General features: G+C 73.2%; 12 protein-coding genes. 5 read left to right on the top strand and 7 right to left on the bottom strand.

Translation table 11 applies throughout. From position 1 onward, the window contains the following. Positions 1-48 precede the first annotated feature (48 nt). Positions 49-2,409 carry a bifunctional glycosyltransferase/CDP-glycerol:glycerophosphate glycerophosphotransferase gene (locus tag ACWGI6_RS14535; protein ID WP_453267802.1) on the bottom strand — a complete coding sequence of 787 codons (2,361 nt, stop codon included), beginning with the start codon at positions 2,407-2,409 and terminating at the stop codon, positions 49-51. A gap of 201 nt (positions 2,410-2,610) precedes the next feature. On the opposite strand from ACWGI6_RS14535, the gene ACWGI6_RS14530 reads away from it, so the two are divergent. Then, positions 2,611-4,815: a PIG-L family deacetylase gene (locus ACWGI6_RS14530; RefSeq protein ID WP_453267801.1), complete on the top strand. Its 2,205-nt coding sequence runs from the start codon at positions 2,611-2,613 to the stop codon at positions 4,813-4,815. On the opposite strand, the gene ACWGI6_RS14525 is transcribed toward ACWGI6_RS14530, so the two are convergent. The 3 genes from ACWGI6_RS14525 to ACWGI6_RS14515 all read right to left on the bottom strand — a co-directional run bounded on the left by ACWGI6_RS14525 (position 4,773) and on the right by ACWGI6_RS14515 (position 8,932). Next, positions 4,773-5,252 (bottom strand): GtrA family protein, encoded by a 480-nt coding sequence (locus tag ACWGI6_RS14525; protein ID WP_453267800.1) that lies wholly within the window; start codon positions 5,250-5,252, stop codon positions 4,773-4,775. The genes ACWGI6_RS14530 and ACWGI6_RS14525 overlap by 43 nt on opposite strands. Next, positions 5,252-6,238, bottom strand: a complete 987-nt coding sequence (locus ACWGI6_RS14520) for a glycosyltransferase family 2 protein (RefSeq protein WP_453267799.1) — start codon at positions 6,236-6,238, stop codon at positions 5,252-5,254. Before ACWGI6_RS14520 ends, ACWGI6_RS14525 begins: the two co-directional genes overlap by 1 nt. Before the next feature lie 78 nt (positions 6,239-6,316). Further along, on the bottom strand, positions 6,317-8,932 hold the full coding sequence (locus tag ACWGI6_RS14515) for a YfhO family protein (RefSeq protein WP_453267798.1): 2,616 nt from the start codon (positions 8,930-8,932) through the stop codon (positions 6,317-6,319). A gap of 115 nt (positions 8,933-9,047) precedes the next feature. Here ACWGI6_RS14515 and ACWGI6_RS14510 point away from each other — a divergent pair, with 115 nt between their 5' ends. The 3 genes from ACWGI6_RS14510 (at position 9,048) to ACWGI6_RS14500 (ending at position 11,941) form a co-directional block, all read left to right on the top strand. After that, positions 9,048-11,000, top strand: a complete 1,953-nt coding sequence (locus ACWGI6_RS14510; protein ID WP_453267797.1) for a glycosyltransferase — start codon at positions 9,048-9,050, stop codon at positions 10,998-11,000. Between the two features lie 144 nt (positions 11,001-11,144). Then, positions 11,145-11,525, top strand: a complete 381-nt coding sequence (locus ACWGI6_RS14505) for a hypothetical protein (RefSeq protein WP_393907383.1) — start codon at positions 11,145-11,147, stop codon at positions 11,523-11,525. A gap of 143 nt (positions 11,526-11,668) precedes the next feature. Next, positions 11,669-11,941 (top strand): DUF1876 domain-containing protein, encoded by a 273-nt coding sequence (locus tag ACWGI6_RS14500; protein ID WP_393907382.1) that lies wholly within the window; start codon positions 11,669-11,671, stop codon positions 11,939-11,941. 168 nt (positions 11,942-12,109) lie between these two features. Here ACWGI6_RS14500 and galE read toward each other — a convergent pair whose 3' ends face one another. From galE to ACWGI6_RS14485, 3 genes are all read right to left on the bottom strand, one after another. Further along, the gene (gene galE, locus ACWGI6_RS14495) at positions 12,110-13,087 is read right to left on the bottom strand and encodes a UDP-glucose 4-epimerase GalE (protein WP_453267796.1); all 978 of its coding nucleotides are present in this window, start codon (positions 13,085-13,087) and stop codon (positions 12,110-12,112) included. Positions 13,088-13,140: 53 nt separating this feature from the next. Further along, complete coding sequence (locus tag ACWGI6_RS14490; RefSeq protein WP_453267808.1) at positions 13,141-14,793, bottom strand: glycosyltransferase family 2 protein; 1,653 nt, start codon at positions 14,791-14,793, stop codon at positions 13,141-13,143. Positions 14,794-15,056: 263 nt separating this feature from the next. Next, positions 15,057-18,704 (bottom strand): bifunctional glycosyltransferase/CDP-glycerol:glycerophosphate glycerophosphotransferase, encoded by a 3,648-nt coding sequence (locus ACWGI6_RS14485; protein ID WP_453267795.1) that lies wholly within the window; start codon positions 18,702-18,704, stop codon positions 15,057-15,059. A gap of 249 nt (positions 18,705-18,953) precedes the next feature. On the opposite strand from ACWGI6_RS14485, the gene ACWGI6_RS14480 reads away from it, so the two are divergent. Beyond that, positions 18,954-19,640, top strand: coding sequence for a class I SAM-dependent methyltransferase (locus ACWGI6_RS14480; RefSeq protein ID WP_453267794.1), 687 nt, complete (start codon positions 18,954-18,956; stop codon positions 19,638-19,640). Positions 19,641-19,736 lie beyond the last annotated feature (96 nt).

Here is a 19,736-nt window from a genome sequence, read left to right as displayed (position 1 = left end):
CGGCGGTGCATCCGCCGCGGCACCCCGCAGGTGTGCGTATCCGGTGGCTCAGCCCGCGAGCCCGATGTCCGATTCCTGGTCGGACGGCCTGCCCTCCCGCGGGGCGGGCAGCTTGTTCCCCTGGAGCGGCAGTGCGACCGGGCCGGACTCCGCGGCCGCGGCACGCGGGGACGGGGCGACGGTGCGCTCGTCCTGCGGCAGCGGGGCCGGGGCCGCCTCCTGGCCGAGGAAGACCCGGCGCACCACTCGCTCGGCGGCGTGCCCGTCGTCCCATGCGCAGAACCGCGCACGGAACGCGGCCCGCAGCCCGGCGGCCCGCTCGTCGTTCCAACGGCCGCTGCGGAACGCCTCGATGAGCTCGTCCTCGCTGGTGGCGATCGTGCCCGGGGTGTCGCCCGGCCGGCCCGAGAGCAGGTCGAAGGTGACCCCGCGGGAGCGGACGTAGGTGTCCCAGTCGTCGGCGTAGTTGATGATCGGCCGGTCGAGGTTGGCGTAGTCGAACATGATCGACGAATAGTCGGTGACCAGGGCGTCGGCGGCCAGGCACAGCTCCTCGACGACCGGGTGGCCGGAGACGTCGATCAGCGCACCGGCCTCCTGCAACTGCTGGAGGCCGGGGTCCTGGTCGTAGAAGTAGTGGGTGCGCACCAGCAGCACGAAATCCTCGCCCAGCTCGCGGGAGATCTTCTCCAGATCGAGCCGCGGGACGTAGCCGACCTGGTAGTCGCGCATCGTCGGCGCGTACAGCACGGCCGTCTTGCCGGGGGCGATGCCCAGCCGCTCGCGGATGGCGCAGACGTCCTGGGCCGTGGCCCGGTAGTAGACGTCGTTACGGGGGTATCCGGCGTCCACCGACGCGAAGCCGCAGGGGTAGACGCGCTCCCACTGCTCGGTGGTGTGCTGGTTGGCGGAGAGCGAGAAGTCCCAGCGGTCCGCGCGGGCCAGCAGCTTGCGGAAGCTCATGCCCTTGGCCGCGGCCGGATAGCGCTTCTGGTCGGTGCCCATGGACTTCAGCGGGGTGCCGTGGTGGGTCTGGAGGTGGATCTGGCCCTCGCGCTTGACCACCCCGTCCGCGAAGTTGACGTTGTTGACGAGGTACTTGGCACGGGCCATCACCTCCCAGTAGCGCGGTGAGTTCAGTACGACGTAGTCGATACCGGCCGGGACCTCGCCGGCGTCGGCGAGCTGCTTCTTGACGACCCAGACGCCGTGCACCTGCGGCGCCAGCTCCTTGGCCTTCTCGTAGATCGCCAGCGGATTGCAGGACGGCAGCCGGTTCCAGTACGCGGAGTAGACCGCGAGGTTCTCGTCCAGCGGCTGCCGCATCAGCGCCTGGTAGCGCAGGTCCATGGCCTTGCGCTTGGCCTGTCTGACCCGCTTGCCGGCGTGCTTGCGCACGGTGCGCTGCACCTTGCCGGCGACCTTGAGGCCGGCCAGCGCCGGGTAGACGTCCTTGGCGAGCAGCGCGTACTTGCCGCCGGTCACCCCGCCGGGACGGACGAACCCGGCCGGCACCCGCACGCGGTAGTCGCGGGCGGCGCGGTGGAAGAACTCGGCCTGGGCGTTGTGCGGGAGCCGGCCGGGCTTGTCCAGGACGGTCAGATAGTGGTCGACCATCTTGCGGAACATGTCCGGGCGCCAGCGCGACAGTTCGGGGTGCGCGTCCAGGTAGGTGAAGACCCGGGCGTACTGGTCGAAGACGTCGAAGTGCTTACGGCTGGTGGTGCGCAGGATGTTGCCGCCCTGCCGGCGCTGTCGGTAGTACAGACAGACCCGGTCGAGGACCGCGATCCGCTGTGCGGTGATCAGCGTGCAGAACGTCCAGGGGGCGTCCTCGTAGTAGCCCACCGGGAACGCGAAGCCGTGCTCCTCGATGAAGTCGCGGCGGTAGGCCTTGTTCCAGACGATCTGCAGCAGATCGAGGAGCTGGGGGCGCTCGGCGAGCGGGAAGGACGGCGCGCCGGACTCGTCGAGCAGCTCGGAGAGCGCATTGCGCCGGGTGGAGCCGTCCCAGTAGGTCCGGGTGTAGTCGAAGATCAGGATCTCGGGGTTGTCGGTGGCGGCCAGCCGCTCGGCCAGGGCGCTGAGCGCGCCGGGGACGAGGGTGTCGTCGCTGTCGAGGAAGAGGACGTAGTCTCCGCGGACCTTCTCCAGGCCGGCGTTGCGGGCCCGGCCCAGGCCGACGTTCTCCGGGAGGTGCAGGACCTGGACGCGGTCGTCGCGGGCGGCGTACTCGTCCAGGATGGCGCCGCTGCGGTCGGGTGAGCAGTCGTCGACGGCGATGAGCTCGAAGTCCGCGTCATCCTGCGCCAACACCGAATCCATGCACTCGCGCAGGAAGCCCTGCACTCTGTACACGGGCACGACGATGCTGAAGCGTGGTACGGCGTCGATGCCTATCTCGGACATGCGGTGCTACTCCTCGTGACGAGCTGAGTACAGAACGCAAAAAAGCCTCAAAGGGGTCTTTGCATTGTCAGCCTTCTGACCGCTGTTCACCCAAAAAGGTTGTTCTTCTTCACCTTAAAGTTCTGTGGTCGTCATCAGGGATCTGGTTAAGTAGTGAATTTTCGGGCGGCGGGATCTTCCGGTCCACCGAATACTGAGGGCGTGTCACCCGCCCGTCCGCCCCGTGTATCCCGCCGTCGGCTGCTTCAGGCCACCGGTGGCGGTGTGCTCGCCGCGACAGCGGGCGCGGGCGTATGGGCCTGGCTGTCGGACGACGTTCCCCGTACGGCCGAACCGGCGGGCTCCGGACGGTCGCTGACGAATCCGGCGGACCAGTCCTTCCTGCATGTCATCGCGCATCCCGATGACGGTCTGTACTTCATGAACCCCGATCTGGAGCAGTCCCTGCGCAGCGGGGCGCGGTCGGTCACCGTCTGCCTCACCGGCGGCGAGGCGGACGGCCGTAACGTCAGCCGGCACGCCCACGACCCCGCCCGCGTCCCGAGGGACCGGGCCGCCTTCTCCCGGGCGCGGGCCAACGGGCTGCGCGCCGCACACGCCGCGATGGTCACCGGCGACCCGGCCGCCCGCTGGGACGTCGCGGCGCTCTCCCTGCTGCCCGGCTTCGAGGTGGAGATCCAGACACTGCGTGACGCCCCGCAGCAACAGTTGATCTTCCTGGAGCTGGTGGAGGCCAGGGCCGTCTGGCAGGCCCGTGCGACGAGTCTGCGCGGTCTGTGGCTGGGGGCCACCGGCACCCTCCCCACGCTGCGCCCCGCCGGCACCCCCGTGAAGCGGCAGTTCCACTACACCCGCGACCAGGTCACCCAGACCCTGGTGGCGGTGCTCGACCGGGTCGGGCCCACGGTCGTACGCACCCTGGACCCGAACGCGGTGCACTCCAGGAAGCGCCCGCCGGCCACCCCGGACCGCGACCCCCGGCTGGCCGGGCTGCGCTACTACGACCACCAGGACCACACCGCCTCCGCCTACTTCGCGCAGGCCGCGCTGGCCGCGTACGGGGGCCGCGGCCGTCGGCCGATCGTGGAGAACTACCTCGGCTACGAGGCCGGTGTGCTGCCCCATGACGTCGACCTCGGGACCGCCCGCCGCAAGGCCCGGCTGCTGTCGGTCTACGGCTGGGCCGACCACCGCGCCTGCGGCGACCCGGCCGGCTGCGGCGACCGCAAGGTGGGCGGCTCGGCACTCAACGGCGGCTCACGCAACTGGACCCGCAGCACCCGGCTGCGCGCACCCGGCTCCAACGCCTGGATCCGCCCGGCCGCTGACGGCCGGCTCGCCGCCTTCGCGGTGCTGGGCGGGACGGCGCACTGCTGGACGGAGACCCGTCCGGGCAGCGGGAGCTTCGGTGCGCCGGTGCCGGTCGGCGGTGAGCTGTTGCAGGGTCAGATCCATGTGGTGCGCCGCCCCGACGGTGCGCTCCAGCTGTTCGCCTCCCGCACCGTGCTGCCGGGCCGCAACGCCGCCCACCGCCGTGAGCTGCTGACCGCAGCGCAGACCGGCACCGCTCCGGACGGCGGGCCCGTCTTCGCGCGCTGGGAGTCGCTGGGCTCCCCGGACCCGGACCCGGTCCGGTCGCTGGAGATCGGCTTCCCCGCCGCGGTGGCCACCCCGGACGGCACGGTGCATGTCTTCGTCCGGACCTGGGACGGCAATGTGGCCCACCGCAGTGGCCCGCACGGTGTGCACTGGTCGCGGTGGCAGCGGCTGGAGGGCCCGGTCAGCACCCTGAACGCCTCACCGCGGATCGTCGACGGGCTGGATGCCTGTGTGGACTCCGACGGGCTGATCCATCTAGTCGCGCCGACCGTAGGGACCGTGCAGCACTGGGTGTCCAAGGAGCCCGGGCACCTGCCGCGGCCGGCCGCGGCCACCGGGCTGCCGCAGCCGGCCGGCCCGGTCAGCGTCGTCCCGCTGGCCGACGGCGCGGTGCGGGCCGTTTTCCGGCGGTCGCTCACCGCCCAGGTGCTGATCGCCGAGCGGCAGCGGATGATCGGCACCTGGCGGGTGTCGGCGCGCTGTGCGGCGGTCGGCGGCTACGGGCGGGTGGCGGTGGCGACGGTCGGCAGCGGCGACCGGATGGTGCTCGCGGCGCGCGATGACGCGGGCGAGGTACGGATGGCGATGGCCCAGGACGGCCCCGGGCCCTGGCAGCGGGGCAGGGTGTCGCACTCGGCGGCGGCCGGTGTCGCCCAGGACGCCGTCGGGCGGGCGGTGGTGGTCGCGCTGGGCCTCGACGGCCGGCTGTACTCGGCGCGTCAGACGTCGGTCGGGCAGACCGCCCGGTTCGGGCGCTGGCGGGCTCAGGCGGGCTCGCCGGAGCGGGCCGGCGGCGGGTCGGCCTGAGCGGAGGGATCGGTCCGGGCGGAGGGGCCGGTCCGTACGGGGCCGGTCCGGGCGGGCGGGCGCAGAATGCGCCGGGAGACCAGATAGGTGAACGGGAGCGCGCACAGCGCCGCCGCCAGCGGCGCCACCGCGGTGTTCACCCCGCACCACCCCACCAGCGCCACCAGCCCCACGCTCTGCACCCCGTAGTTGGTGACCTGCGTCAGCGGGAAGAGCAGAAACTTCGTCCAGGTCGGGCGGGTGCGGTAGGTGAAGCAGGTGTTCAGGAAGAACGAGCCGACCATGCTCGTCACAAAGGCGGCGGTGTAGGCCGCGAAGTACGGCAGCAGGCGGTGCAGCGGCAGATAACAGGCGTAGAACGTCAGGGTGTTGACCCCGCCTACGGCGGCGAAGCGCACGATCTCGCCGCCGGGGCCGGGCGTCGGCAGACCGCGCATCAGCCGGCCTGCGAACCGGCGGTGGCGGCGCCCGCCGGGCCGGGGACCGGTGCCGTGGCGGGGACGGCGGTGTTGCTCTCCTTGACCAGGAAGTGCGGCCGCCGCTTGGTCTCGTAGTAGATCCGCCCGATGTACTCGCCGATCAGCCCGAGCATCACCATCTGCAGCCCGCCCAGGCCCACGATGATGGCCACCAGGGTCACATAGCCCGGGGCGGTGACCCCGCCGACAACGGCCGCGCCGATGATCCACAGGGTGTAGACGGCGGCGAGCGCGGCCAGGCCGAGCCCGGCGTAGATGGCCCGCCGCAGCGGGCGGCAGTTGAAGGAGAGCATGCCGTCGATGCCGTAGTTGACCAGTGCGCCGAAGTGCCACTTCGTCTCGCCGGCCTCCCGGGCGGCGTTGCGGTAGTCGAAGGTGACGGTGTCGAAGCCGATCCAGGAGAACAGGCCCTTGGAGAAGCGGTTGTACTCCGGCAGCGAGAGCAGCGCGTCCACGGCCGTGCGCGACAACAGCCGGAAGTCGCCCACACCATCGGTGAGTTCGACATCGACCCACTTGTTGACGGCGCGGTAGTAGAGCCTGCTCAGCGCGGTACGCAGCCGCCGGTCGCCGGTCCGGCTGCGCTTGGCGACGACCTGGTCGTGGCCGAGCTGGTAGAGGTCGAGCATCGTCTCGATGAGCTCGGGCGGATGCTGCAGATCGGCGTCCATGATGATCACCGCGTCGCCGGTGGCCGCCCGGAGGCCGGCCAGTATGGCGGGCTCCTTGCCGAAGTTACGGCTGAAGGAGAGATAGCGGGTGGTGCCGCGGTGCTGCTGGGCGAGGCCGCGCAGCCGGGCCAGGGTGCCGTCGGCGCTGCCGTCGTCCACGTACCACAGCTCGTACTCGACGGCGAGCCCGGCGAGGACCGCGCGGACCGTCTCGTCGAAACGGCTTAACACGGCCTCTTCGTTGTAGCAGGGGACGACGATGGAAAGCTTCATCAGCAGGCCTTTTCGCCGGGTTCAGGGGGCGGCTCAGGCACCGCCCCCTGGGGGTAATTCTACAAATCTGTTGGAATGTCACGATGTAAATAGCGTGGTGGCGTGCAGGCGCCGCCGGCCGGGCACGGCACCGAAGCCGGCCACCGCGGCGATCGCCAGCGCCGCCGCACCGCTCGCCGCAAGCCCCGTGTGCAGGCCCGGCGGCAGATAGGAACACGACAGCCGCCGGGCGCCCCGGCCCAGCGGAACGGCCAGCAGACCGCCGAACGAGTGCGGTTCGTGCAGCGGTCCGCCGTCCACCGAACAGCCCCATCCCGCAACGGCGGGGAGCGCCAGCACCGCGCTGCCCCCGCTGCCCGGACGCAGTCGGGCCGTCAGCCGGTGGCCGTCGGCCGACAGTTGCGCCGGGCCCCGGGCGCGCAGCGCGCTCACCGCCGCCGTCAGCTTGCGTCCGGACAGACAGCCGATCGCCCGCGCGGGGACGTGCTGCGCGCCGTGGCCGGTGAAGCGCACCGACACCGTGCCGTCCGCGGCCACCCGGCCCAGGGTGCCCACCGGGTTGGCGGTGACGTCATGACTGCCGATCGCCGTGGTGTGCCCGCCCAGGCCGCTGACCTCCCCGGAGAACCAGGGCGCATACCAGAGGGCGGTGCTGCCCGGGGTGCACCGTGCGCTGAAGGTGGTCCCCGCGCCGTTCGGGTCCGCGGCCGGCCGGCGCACGGCGGGCAGCAGCCAGCCGCCGCGCTCGGGCAGCGGGGCCGCGCCCCCGGTGGGCGTCAGCGCCGGCACCTGGTAGACGGTGGCGCCCAGCACCCGCTCCTGGCGGGCGAACACGGTCTCCTCGCCGACGGGGCGCGGGAGGGCGCTCCGTACGGTCAGCAGCGGGGCCGGGCGCGCCGGATGCGGGGTGAACAGGGTGCGGCGCTGCGGCACCGGGGACAGATAGCTGCCGACACCCATGAGCGCCCGGCCCACCGGGTCCTCGAAGCTGAGGGTGTGACGGCCCTTCATGTACCAGCCGGCGCCCAGGCCCTGCAGGGTGCGGGCGGTCACCGCGGGCACGAAGCTGCTGTAGTACGAGCCGCCCTCGCCGCCGATCAGCAGCGGGTCGTTGTTGGCGAACTCGTGCGGGCCCGGGTCGGTGCGGAGGTGCGGCCAGCCGGCGCGGGCGAGCAGCCCGTCCCGGGCGGTCAGCGCCGGCCCGGCCAGCGTGATCTTGGGCTGGAACCAGGCGATCTCGTCCCGTGCCTCGGTTACGGAGAGCGCCGTGTACGCCGAGCAGAGCAGGACCGTGCCGGTCAGCGCGGCGCGGACGGCGGCACGGGTACGGGAGGAGTGCGGCATGGTGAGCGCGGCCAGTCCCAGGAGGGTCAGCGCGCCGCCGCCGGCCACCAGGATCCAGGTGGCGGTGCCGACCGCGCCCTCGTCGCGGCAGAGCCAGGCGAGCAGCGCGACCAGCGCGGCGCCCGCGGCCAGTTCGCGGGGCCGCGGGCGGTGCGCCAGGGCGAGCCAGGAGATCATCACGAGGATGCCGCTGAGGACGAAGGCGGCGCGGTACGGGCTGCCGTTGGGCAGCGCGAAACCGTGCCACAGCAGGATCGTCGGCTCCCAGGTGAAGGAGGCGGCGACGGCCGCCGCCAGGGCGTACCAGCCGAGGCGCACCCGGAGCGGTACGGCGCGCACGAACGGGAAGGCGGCCACCAGCAGCAGCCCGGGGACCCCGATGGAGATGTTGGGGACCGGGGCCTCGCCGTGGCCGCCCGGCAGCAGCTGCGCCACCTGGTAGAGCAGCGTCGGCGGGTCGTCGTAGGACACCGCGGGGGCGGGCTGGGCGGCCCGGCTGGCCTGGAGGGTGACGGTCAGCACGGGCGCGGCCAGCAGGATGCCGGTCAGCGCCATCGAGACGGCGCGGGCCAGCGCGTGCAGCCGGTCGCGCCACGGCATCCGGGAGGCCGTCAGCAGCCGCATCACCAGCACCAGCGCCATCGCCAGGGTCGCCATCGCGGCCGTATAGAAGTTGCCCGCCCAGGCGAGGGCCACCAGCAGGGTGCCTGCCACCCAGCGGGTGCGGCGCAGACACCCGTCCGCGGCGATCCCGAGCAGCGGCAGCGCCACCAGGCCCCACATCCACATCGGGTCGGCGAAACCGTCGTTCAGCACCCAGGCGCACAGCCCGTAGCCCACCGACAGCAGCGCCCGCAGCAGCCCGGAGCCCTGCCGCAGCCGGCCCAGGAAGACGGTCATCAGGGCGGCGCCCAGACCGATGCTGAGCAGGGTGACGAGGAAGACCGGCAGATCGGCCAGCGCGCGCGGGAAGAGCCCGACGAGCCAGGAGAACGGGTTCATCAGGTAGGTGAAGAAGTCGGCGAGGAACGGGACGCCGTAGCCGCTGCTCCAGTTGAAGAACAGGTCGCCGCCGGCGGTGCCGTGCATCAGGTCCCACAGCCGGGCGTGGAACGGCACGAACTGATTGCCCAGGTCATTGACGGCGCGTGAGCGCGGGCCGAAGGGGTAGCTGCCGTAAAGGGCGAGCGCGAGGCAGTGCGCCCCCATGGACAGCGCCGCCGCGAGCGAGGGCGCCGTCAGCCGCCCGCGGGTCCTGCGCGCCGCGGCCGGGCGTTCACTTCCGGGAAGGGGCCGGGCAACCTCCAGGGGCTGGACCGCCTCTTGTGGGGTGGCGGGCGTCGGAGCCACCGGCACTCCTCCACGATCGGCGAACGTTCACCCCACGTTATATGTCTACGTAGTCCCTTTTATCCGGCTGGGGCGCCGGGTATGTCGAGGGATTGCTGAAAGAACGGAGGGCACGGTGCCCGTCCCTGACGACCTCGTGACCGCGGCTTCCGCCGGGCCGGACGCCATGACGACACCGACCGTCTCCGTGATCGTGCCGGTGCACAACACCCGGCGCTACCTCGACCGCAGCCTCGGCTCGGTCTTCGCCCAGACGCTGGACCAGCGCCGGATCGAGGTGATCGCGGTCGACGACGGGTCCACCGACGGCAGCGCGGAATGGCTGGCCGAACAGGCCCGCCGGCACCCCCACCTGACCGTGCTGCGCCAGGAGGCCTCGGGCGGCGCGGGCAAACCGCGCAACGCCGGGCTGGACCGTGCCACCGGCGACTACGTCTTCTTCCTCGACTCCGACGACCGGCTCGGCCCCGAGGCGCTGCTCGGGCTCACACGCATGGCCCAGCAGTGCCGCTCGGACGTCGTCTGCGGCCGGATCGTCGGCGCCGACGGCCGCGCCGCCCCCGTCGACCTGCGCACCACCAGCGCACAGGTCTCCGTCTTCGACTCCCCGGTCTACTGGTCGCTGGCCGCCTACAAGCTCTTCCGCCGCGCCTTCCTCGAAAAGCACCGGCTGCGCTTCGTCGAGGGCCGGCTGCTGGCCGAGGACCTGCCGTTCGGCATCGCCGCCCTGCTGCGCGCCGAGGTCGTCTCCGTCCTCGCCGACCACGACTGCTACTACCTGCACGGACGCGACGACAACAGCAACGCCAGCCGTCAGGACATCGACTGGTGCGAGTACCTCGACTACATCGGCACCGTCCTCGACGGCGTCGCGGCCGAGGTCCCGCCCGGCGAACAGCGCGACAAACTGCTGGTCAGGCACTTCCACGGCGAGATACTCATGCCCTTCGGGGCCGCCTACCTCGCCCGCGACCCGGCCGGCCGGCAACGGATGGCCGCCGCCGCCCGCCCCCTCGTCGAGCGCTACCTCACCGACCGCGTGCAGGCCGCACTGCCGCCCGGACTCCGGCTGCGCGCCCACTGTCTGCGCGCCGGGCTCGACGAGGAGCTGACCGCCGTCGTCCGGGCCGACACCGAGCGCCGGCCGGACCCACCGCACCTCGACGGCAACGGCCGGGTGTACGCCGGCTACCCCTACTTCCGCGACCCGCGGCACGCCGTCCCCGACGCCTGCTACGACCTCACCGACCGCGTGATACTGCGCCAGCGGCTGCTCCGCCGGAGCTGGGCGGGCGGCGTACTGCATCTGCGGGGCACCGCCGCCCTTCCCCCGCTCGGCGGCGACACCGTCGAGATCCTGCTGCACCGCAGCGGCGCCACCCACCGGGTCCCGGCCCGGTACGCGGACGGCGCGTGGCAGGCCGCCGTCGACCCCGCGACCGCGGCGGACGGCGGGCCGCTGCCCGACGGCACATGGGGCCTCAAGATCGCGGTCACCGCGTACGGCGCAGCGGATGCGGCGGGGCCCGCCTTGTGCCGCGAGGCCTGGCTGGTCCCGGAGGGCGGGGCGGACGGGGAGGAGTTCGCGCCGCGGATCGTGGGACGGGGCCCGGCCGGCCCGGCCGTCGCCGCGCTCTTCCTCTCCCGACCGCACGGCCATCTCCACCTCGACCTGGACCGCGACGGGGCACGCCGGCCCCTCGGCGACGATCTGCGCGGCGCGGCGGACTGCACCCGCTCCGGGCGGGCCACCCTCAGCGCGCGCCTCACCCTGCCCGGCTGCCCCGTGGACGCCGAGCTGCGGCTGGTCCTCTACGACGCGACGCGCACGGTGGCGCTGCGCACCACGGCCGAACGGGGCGCCGGCGACCACTACACCGTGCGCTCCGTGCTGCGCAGCGGCCCCCCGGGCACCTGGCGGGTGGCCCTGCGGGTGACCGCGGGCCCGCTCCGCCGCGAACTGCCGGTCCGGACGGCCGGCGGCCCGGCCGGCGGGCGGGCACCGCTGACTCTGACCGTGCCCGGCGCCCGTTCCGCGAAGACGCTGCTGCGCCGCTCGCGCGGCTGACGCCGGGACCGGCCCGTTCGGCCACCGCCGAAAACCATTGTGCGATCCGCCCCGCTGGAACAGGCTGACCAACCATCAGGCACCCGCAGGGGTGCACCCGCGACCTTCATCTCGCGGGGCCGCTTGACCAAGGGGGAACGTCTCATGTCCGTATTGAAGCGAGCCGGAATGGCGGCCATGGCCGTCGCGGCGCTTGTCGTCCCGGCGGGCGTGGTGGTCGGCACGGCCGGAACCGCAGCAGCCGCGGGAGGCACCGTCCAGGGCTGTCCCTACGGGGCGGTCTGCATCTACCCGCAGAACGCCGGATGGAACGGCGGCCACCCGTCGCTCTTCTACTACAGCTACGGGGCCCACAACCTCAGCAACCAGGTCGGGACGCACCGCATCTACAACAACCAGTCCGGGGGCGCGACCATGCGGACCTGCACGGGCTACAACGGCACGGGGTGCCAGGGCTACCTCCCGGCCAACAACTACATCGACAAGGACCTCACGCCGATCAACTCGATCACCCTCGAGCGGTAGGGGACCGGGCGGCGTGAGCGCGCCCGGGACGGGCCTCCGGCGGGAGGTCCGCCCCGGGCGCGGCCGTGCCGGGCCGTGGCACATCGTGCGCCGGCCGCCCGGCAGGCGCACGCTGGTAACAGGGGCCCCCGGAGGTGATCGTGATGCTGCAGACGACCGTCGGATGGCATGTCGAGATGGAATTCGAGGAGGACGCCCACCGCACCCGCGCCGCCGCCCTCGTACGGCTTCCCGACGGGAGCGAGGTACGGGCCCACGGATACGCCAGCCGCCACCCCGTCGACTCCAACCAGCCGAGGGTCGGCGAGGAGGTCGCGGGAGCCAGAGCGCTCAACGAACTGGCGATGACCCTGCTGACCAAGGCACATGACGAGATCGACGAGGCCTCGGGCCGGACGTCGCACCCGCTGACCTGACCCGCGCCCCGGCTCCCCGCCGGGCACCCGCACAGTAGGTGCCCGACCGTGACCGAACCGGATTTCGCGAGGACGACCCGGGCGTTCTACGACCGCGTGGCGGACGACTACGCCGACCACTGATCCGGACGGTGCCCGGCGGCCGTACGCGCGCGGCGCGGCCCGCGCTCAGGCCTGCGGGCGGTGGTGCTGCCAGCCCGCCCACGCCGAGGTGATCATGTCGCGCACATCGTGGCGGGCCTTCCAGCCCAGCTCCGCGGTGATCCGGTCGGCGGCCGCGACCACCCGGGCCGGGTCGCCCGCACGACGCGGGGTGACCTCGGCGGTGACGCCCCGGTGCCCGGTGATCTCGGTGATCAGATCGACCATCTCGCGTACCGAAATGCCCTCGCCGCGCCCGATGTTCAGCGTCAGATCGCGCACCGGACCCGGCTCGGCGAGCTTGCGGGCGGCTGCCACATGGGCCTCGGCGAGATCGGCGACATGGATGTAGTCGCGGATGCAGGTGCCGTCGGGGGTGTCGTAGTCATCGCCGAAGATGAGCGGTGCGGCGCCCTCGGTGAGCTTCTCGAAGACCATCGGGACGATGTTGTACACCCCGGTGTCGGCCAGCTCGGGGGCGGCCGTACCGGCGACGTTGAAGTAGCGCAGACAGGCGGTGCTGATGCCGTGCGCCCTGCCCGCCGCACGGGCCATCCACTCGCCGGCGAGCTTGGTCTCGCCGTACGGGTTGATCGGTGTGCAGGGGGTCTCCTCGGTGACCAGCTCGACATCCGGCATGCCGTAGACCGCGGCCGAGGAGGAGAACACCAGCCGGCCGACGCCGCCTGCGGCCATCGCCTCCAGCAGCGTCTGCAGACCGTGCACATTCTCGCGGTAGTAGTGCAGCGGCATCTCGACGGACTCGCCGACCTGCTTCTTGGCGGCCAGATGCACGACATCGGTGACACCGTGCTCGGCGAGGGTGGCATCGAGCAGCCCGCGGTCGAGCGTGGAGCCGACGACGAGGGGGACGTCCTCGGGGATCCGGGCGGCCACGCCCGTCGTCAGATCGTCGAGCACCACGACCGTCTCGCCCGCCTGACGCAGGGCCCGTACGACATGGGCGCCGATGTAGCCGGCACCACCCGTGATCAAGTAAGACATAGCGCCAATCCTAGGTCGGGGTCGAAGAGTGCGGGGAGCGGGCCCGGGGCGGCTCAGCCGCGCAGCCGCCGGGCGGCGATCCGCCATACGCTGCGCAGGCCGGAGGCGACCCGCAGTGACAGGGCGCCGCCGGTCGTCGCATACGGCTGCACCAGCAGCACGGCATGACGGCGGCTGGGCAGCACCCGGCGGCGCAGCCCCGGCCCCAAGGCCCGCAGCGCGGCCCGGAAACCGGCCCCGTCCGCGCAGCTGACCTGTGCCATCAGGTCCCAGGGCTCGGGGTCGGCGGAGTGCCGCCCGCCGCGTTCGGCCAGCGCCGCGAGATCCAGTACGACCTCGGCGGTCCAGCAGGCCTGGGACCCGCCGACGGCCGGGGCCGGGGTGAGGGCCGCGGTGTGGACCGGGCCGCGCCGGTCGTCCCGGCGGCGCCGCAGCTCGATGTCGATGCTCTCCGGCCCCGAAGCGGCCAGCCGCCCGTACAAATCGTGCACCCGCAGCCGCAGCACACCGGGGCCGCCGGCCGTCGGTTCCGCGTCTATGGTCACCGGCAGCCGGTGCATCGGCTTGGTGCCGATCGCGTCCAGCTCGACCTCGGGCAGGTCCGTGGACCACACCGCGCGGCCGTCGGCCTCCGCGTACGGCGGCAGCAGCCGGCCGGGCCGGGCCGCCAGCTGGGTCAGCCGTTCCAGGTCCCGCGGGGCCGGCGACGCCAGCACGACCCGGGCCAGCCACCGGGCCGGGGCACGGGCCGCGCGCAGATCGCCCTCGTCGAAGCCGGCCAGATAGTCGCGGGTCAGCCGCCACCACTCGGCGCGGTAGTCGGCGCCGCGGGTGTGCAGCTCGCGGACGTACATCCGCAGATCGTGGTCGAGGAACTTGGTGTCCGCGGCGTGCGCCAGCGCCTTGTGCCCGGCGTCCTGGAAGATCTGCACGCTGGCGCGGTGCGCCGCGATCCGCGCCTGCCAGTTGGCGACGTCCGTGCGATCCAGCGAGATCGACTGCCGGGCGGCCGAGCGGCGCACATGCCAGACGTAGACCCGGTCGGGGATCGTCGCGACGCGGGGGGCGGCGGCCAGCACCCGCGCGGTGAACACGAAGTCCTCGTAGGTGAAGCGGCCCTCGGGGAAGGTGATGGCGTGCCGGTCGAGGAACGCCCGCTCGTAGAGTTTGTTGACGCACAGCGTGTCCCGGACCAGCTGGGGGCTGGATTCGGGGGAGCTGTGGACGGCCGGCTCGCGGTAGAGGCCAGGCTGCCAGGGGACATCACGGTGCGCGGGCAGCTCACGGCGTACGCAGGCGCCGGCCGCGACCGGGGCGTCATGCTCCAGAGCGGCGGCCAGCAGCGCCCGGGCCGCGCCCGGAGGCAGCACATCGTCGCTGTCGAGGAACATCACGAAGCGTCCGGTGGCCGCGCGCAGACCGTCGTTGCGCGGGGTGCCGCAGCCGCCGCTGTTCTTGTCGCGGTGGATCACCCGGAGACGCGGTTCGGTGTGGGCGAGGGCGTCCAGGGCGGCGCCGGTGCCGTCGGTCGAGGCGTCGTTCACCGCGATCACTTCGGTGACCGTTTCGCCCGGGGGCCCCTGCGCGAGTGCGGAGCGCACCGCATCGCAGACGTGGCCGGCATCGTTGAAGGCGATGACGACGATGCTGACCTGCGCGGATGGCGTGATGGTGGGCCCCGTCAGCGGATCGAGGGCTTCTTTCACAGTCACTGAATCTACATTTCGTGTCGACAGCATCTCTTGGCGCGAGCGGGGTCCGAACCCATTTCTGATGGTTCAGAGGGCGAATCCCGTCGAGCGGTTGCACCCCCCGCTCCGCTTTTCCCGCCCTCTTGCCGTCTTCTTACCCGGCGGGAGCCGGGGCTCGGGGTGTGCAGGCCCGTAAGAGCGCCTGCACATGCTGTAACGACGCGAGTGCCGCACGATGCCGATCCGCACGCCACCACCTTGCGGCGGGCCGGCCCCGCTCACCCCTCCATCAGATCCGCGACCCGGCCCGCCGCACCTCCGTCGTCCCGGTGGCAGAAGGCTTCCCGGAAATCCGCGTACGCGTCCGCGCCCGCGGCGGCGATCGCCTCCAAGTCGCCCAGCGCGTCGATCAGTTCACCCGTCGAGGTGAGCAGTGGGCCCGGCACCCGGGCCTCGAAGTCGAGGGTGAAGCCGCGCAGGGTGTCGCGGTAGTGCGGCAGATCGGGCGTCAGAAACAGCATCGGGCGCCCGGTGTTGGCGAAGTCGGCGGCCAGCGACGAGTAGTCGGTGACCAGCACGTCCGAGGCCAGCAGCAGCTCGGTGGCGTCCGGGTGGGCGGAGACATCGAGGGCGAAGGGGGCGTGATGGGCGGGCAGCCGGTCGGCGACCAGCGGGTGGCTGCGGACCAGCAGGACGTGGTCGTCCGCCAGTTCCTGCCGTGCCAGCTCCAGGTCGAGCGGCAGATGCAGCCGGTGGTGGCCCGCGTCGTAGGCCAGATCGTCGCGCGGCGTCGGCGCGTACAGCACCACTTTCCGGCCGGGCTCGATGCCCAGCCGCTCGCGGACCGCGGCCGCGGTCCGGTCGCGGTCGGCGGCGAAGAAGGCGTCGGTGCGCGGCAGCCCGGTCTCCAGCAGCCGGCCGGAGTAGCCGAGCGCGGAGCGCAGCACCGGGGTGCTGTGCGCATTGGGCGACAGCAGCACGCTCCACTGCCGGCTGACCCGCGGCCGCGGCGCCAGATGGGCCAGCCCCGCGCACAGCGTCCCGGCCAGATCGGCGCCGATCCGCTTGAGCGGGGTGCCGTGCCAGGTCTGGATGATGCGCTGCCCGCCGCGCCGGGTGAACCAGCGGGGCAGATGGGTGTTGGTGACCACCCAGCGGCTGTGCGCCAGCGCGCCGTGCCATTCGGCGCTGCCCACCAGCACCGCACGGGCCGTCTCCGGCACCGCGGTCTGCGCATCGCGGACCGCCCACAGATGCTCCACGTCCATGCCCCGGCGCACCAGCTCCTCGTGCACCGCACGCGGTGAATCCCCGTACGCGCGGCCGCCGAAACTGCTGTAGAGGACGGTGTCGCGCAGCGGACGGGAGCGGTGCAGCGAGTAGTGCTGCTCGCGCAGCATCCGGCGGCGGTAGGGGCCGCGGTCGGTGGCGGGCAGCGCGGGTCCCGCCACCACGAGCGTCTCGTCGTGCCGGTGCCGGTCCAGGGTCAGCGGCTTACCGCGGACCGTACGGGCGGCCGGCAGCCCGTCGAGGAGGGACGGGGTGCAGCGGACCGGGGCGTCCAGCGCGGAGCCGGGCGCGCCCTGCTCGCGCAGATGCAGTGTCCAGCGGCCCTCACGCAGCGGCAGCGGGCCGGCGAGCGACGGCAGCGCGCCCAGCGGCAGCGCGCCGTGGAACCGGCCGTCGTCGTGGGTGGTGGGGAAGGTCAGCTCGGCGTCGTGCTCCCCGTGTTTGAGGACCAGTTCGGTGGCGTGCGGCGCGGCGTCCGGCAGCCCGCCCGCCACCAGCAGGGTGCCGTCGGCGCGCCACATCGCCCGGTCCAGGTACGGCTGCGGGGTGCGGTCGTGCAGGACGAGGTTCCCGGCCGGGCCGGCCGCCACGACCAGCTCGCGGCCGTGCGGGAGCGGATAGGCGACGGGCGCGAGCCCGGGGCCGCAGGCGATCGGGTCGGTGCCGCCGTCGGGCAGTACCACCTCGGGCGCCCAGCTCTCGGTGTGCGCCGGCGGGATCGCCCGTGGCGCGCCGTCCCGGGAGGGCCGGGCGGCGGCCAGCGCGTCGAGACGGATACGGAAGGTGAGCGGCGGGGACGCGAGGCCGGACGCCTCGCCGGCCTCCCGCCTCCCCGCCTCTGTCTCCGTCCCTGTCCCTGTGCCCGTCCCCGCGGAAGGCTCCGTCTCCACCGGGAACGACACCACCGTGCCGGTCCCCTGGTGGGTCAGCCGCAGCGCGGCGGGCGGCGGTCCCGGCGTGGTGACGGTCAGGTCCAGGGCGCCGGCCGCCGCCGCACGGTGGCCGGTCAGCCGCCGGGCCGGGCGGACCACCGACAGCCGCAGCCGCCCGTCCGGGTACCGGGGCGTGATCCGTACCCCGTCGTCCGTGCCGTCCCCGGACCGCTCATGGGTGCCCGGAGCGGCGCCGGAGCCGGTCTCCGCGGCCTGCAGCGCCGCGGCCCGCACCACGCCCGCCGACGCCAGCAGCACCCCGACCGACCAGTCGGCCTCCTCCCAGCGCCCGCCTTTGCGCAGCCGGGCCGGATCGAGCCGCAGCTCGAAGCCCGACCAGTCGTAACAGTGCAGCTCCTGACCGGACTCGGCGGTCGCCTCCGGCATCGCCGCCGCCCGCAGCGGCAGCAGGATCCGGCGCCGCCCGCACGACAGCACCGCCGTCCTGAGGTAGCTGTGCCGGTGCGCGGCGTCCAGATTCCGGATGTAGGCGTAGCCGCGCAGCACCAGCACGCCGTTCCGCCACACCGCTTCCCGGACCCGGGCCCGTACGGGGAAGTCGGCACGGTCCAGGCGGGTCACCCCCGGCGGCAGCTCCAGCGGCGGTGTCAGCGGCAGCACCGCGCGCTTGCGCAGCGGCGGCCCGGCGACGGTGAACCCGGCCGGGTTGCGGGCCTCGTGGGTGAGCAGGGTGAGCAGGTCGGCCAGGCGCCCGGTGCGGATCAGATACCAGCGCATCCGCAGCTCGACCGGGAGCGTGGGGAACAGCCGCGGATCGACACCGGAGAGGAAGTCGCGGGCGCAGTCCAGGAACGCCGTCCGGCACTCCGGCGAGGCCCCCGGCAGCGCGTCGACCAGATCGAGCAGCCCGTCGGTGAGCTGCGAGCGGTCGTAGTCGCGCTGATGGACGCGCAGCCGGGCATGGGCCGGGTCGGCGAGGAAGCGCCGGATGCCGGCCACCGCCGCGAACCGGTCCCGCACGCCCCGGGCGTCGAGTCGCCGGTGGCGGTCGGGCCCTTCCGGCAGCCGCCAGTAACAGACGTGCTCCTGCAGGACGTCGATCGCCCCGGCGAGAAAGAGCGCGGGCAGCGTGACCGCCGCGTCGTGGCACAACTCGCCCTCGGGGAAGGCGAACCGATGCTTGTCCCAGAAGGCGCGGCGGAAGACCTTGTTGCGGGCGAAGTGGTCGGACAACAGGCCGAGGTCTTCGCCGAGGTGGGTGCGCAGCGCGGTGGCACGGGCGGCCGGATGGTGCGCTGACTGGCTGCGGCCGGCCGCACCGAGCCGGTAGACGTTGCCGGTCGCCAGGTCCGCGCCGGACCGGTCCAGCAGGCCGACCAGATCCTCGTACGCGCGCGGCAGCAGCACATCGTCGGCGTCGAGGAAGGCCAGATAGCCGGTGTGCGGATAGGCGTGCCGGGCACCGGTGTTGCGGAGCGCGCCGCAGCCGGGAGCCGAATCGCCTCCGGGATGGTGGACGATCCGGAACCGTGGGTCACGCTCGGCGAAACGGCGGGCGAGCGCGGCGGGAGTGCCCTCCGCGGCGGCGTCGGCGCTCCCGTCCGCGGGCGGGCCGTCATCGACCATCACCACATCCAGATCGGTCAGCGTCTGAGCCGCGACCGACTCCAGGCACTCCTCCACATTCCGCTCGGACCCCTCGATGCGATGGACCGGGACGACGACGGTGAGCCGAGGCTTCATACGCGGACCAAGCCTTTCCGGACGGGCGATGCACAAGACCGGTCCGTTCAACTCGCCCGCGGCGGCACGGTCACCGGATCTGCGCTGAAAGGGTGAGAGGCCTCATCGGCAGTACGTGTGTGCATGATGACGCGCGGTGCGCGAATTCGGCGCGCCGTAGCGCCAGGGCCGTGTCCGATGCCGTAGACCCGTTGCACAGCTTTACGGCGCCCCACGCCGTGTTTCCCCAGGGAAGGTGACCGCGTCCCGATGCCCGGCCGAACCGACAGCTCCGCCGCCACCGACAGCCCCGACGCCGGGCCGCCCGGCAGCGACACCCGGACCGCCCGGCCCGCGCGCCCCACGGGCACCGCGCCCGCCGCCTCCACCGCGCGGCTGCCGGCCGACCGGGGACGCGGCGGCCCGGCGCGGCTGCTGCCCGCCCGGTCCCCGTACCGCAGTCAGCTGCGGCGGATCGGCAGCGGCCGGGTGCTGGAAATCGGCTGCGGGGCCGGCGACACGCTCGCCGACTGCGCGCGCGGCAGCGTCGGGGTGGACCACGACCCGCAGTCCGTGGCGCACTGCCGGCAGCGCGGACTGACCGCCTACACGGCGGACACCTTCCTCGCGAGCCCGCATGCCCGGCCCGGCGCCTTCGACGCCCTGCTGACCGCGCATGTCCTGGAGCATCTGGACGACGAGCAGGTCGAGGGCCTGCTGCGGGCCTACGTCCGGTACGTACGGCCGGGTGGCGGGGTGCTGCTGATCACCGCGCAGGAGGCGGGACACCGGGCCGGCCCCACTCCGGTGCGCTTCACCGACTTCGCCCTGCTGCGCGCCTTCGCCGAGTCCGCCGGCCTGGTCGTACGGCGCACCTACTCCCACCCGCTGCCGCGCCCGGCCGGGATGCTGCTGCGGTCCAACGCGTTCGTCCTGGTGGGGCAGGTGCCCCGCTAGGAAGTGTCATCGGCTCCTTCGGCTCCTCCGGCGCCGGACCGCTTCGGACCGCCCCGGGCGCGGCAGCGCGCGGGCCGGGGCGGAGTGGCGCGGCCC

The sequence above is a fragment of the Streptomyces sp. NPDC054786 genome (assembly GCF_053611685.1).
The sequence above is the reverse complement of the archived record's forward strand: the minus strand, read 5'-3'. Positions and strand labels throughout refer to the sequence as shown.

Coding starts and splice junctions, on each gene's coding strand:
- ACWGI6_RS14535 (WP_453267802.1), bottom strand. CDS start 2,409: ATGTCCGAGATAGGCATCGACGCCGTACCACGCTTCAGCATCGTCGTG.
- ACWGI6_RS14525 (WP_453267800.1), bottom strand. CDS start 5,252: ATGCGCGGTCTGCCGACGCCCGGCCCCGGCGGCGAGATCGTGCGCTTC.
- ACWGI6_RS14520 (WP_453267799.1), bottom strand. CDS start 6,238: ATGAAGCTTTCCATCGTCGTCCCCTGCTACAACGAAGAGGCCGTGTTA.
- ACWGI6_RS14505 (WP_393907383.1), top strand. CDS start 11,145: ATGTCCGTATTGAAGCGAGCCGGAATGGCGGCCATGGCCGTCGCGGCG.
- ACWGI6_RS14500 (WP_393907382.1), top strand. CDS start 11,669: ATGCTGCAGACGACCGTCGGATGGCATGTCGAGATGGAATTCGAGGAG.
- galE (WP_453267796.1), bottom strand. CDS start 13,087: ATGTCTTACTTGATCACGGGTGGTGCCGGCTACATCGGCGCCCATGTC.
- ACWGI6_RS14485 (WP_453267795.1), bottom strand. CDS start 18,704: ATGAAGCCTCGGCTCACCGTCGTCGTCCCGGTCCATCGCATCGAGGGG.
- ACWGI6_RS14480 (WP_453267794.1), top strand. CDS start 18,954: ATGCCCGGCCGAACCGACAGCTCCGCCGCCACCGACAGCCCCGACGCC.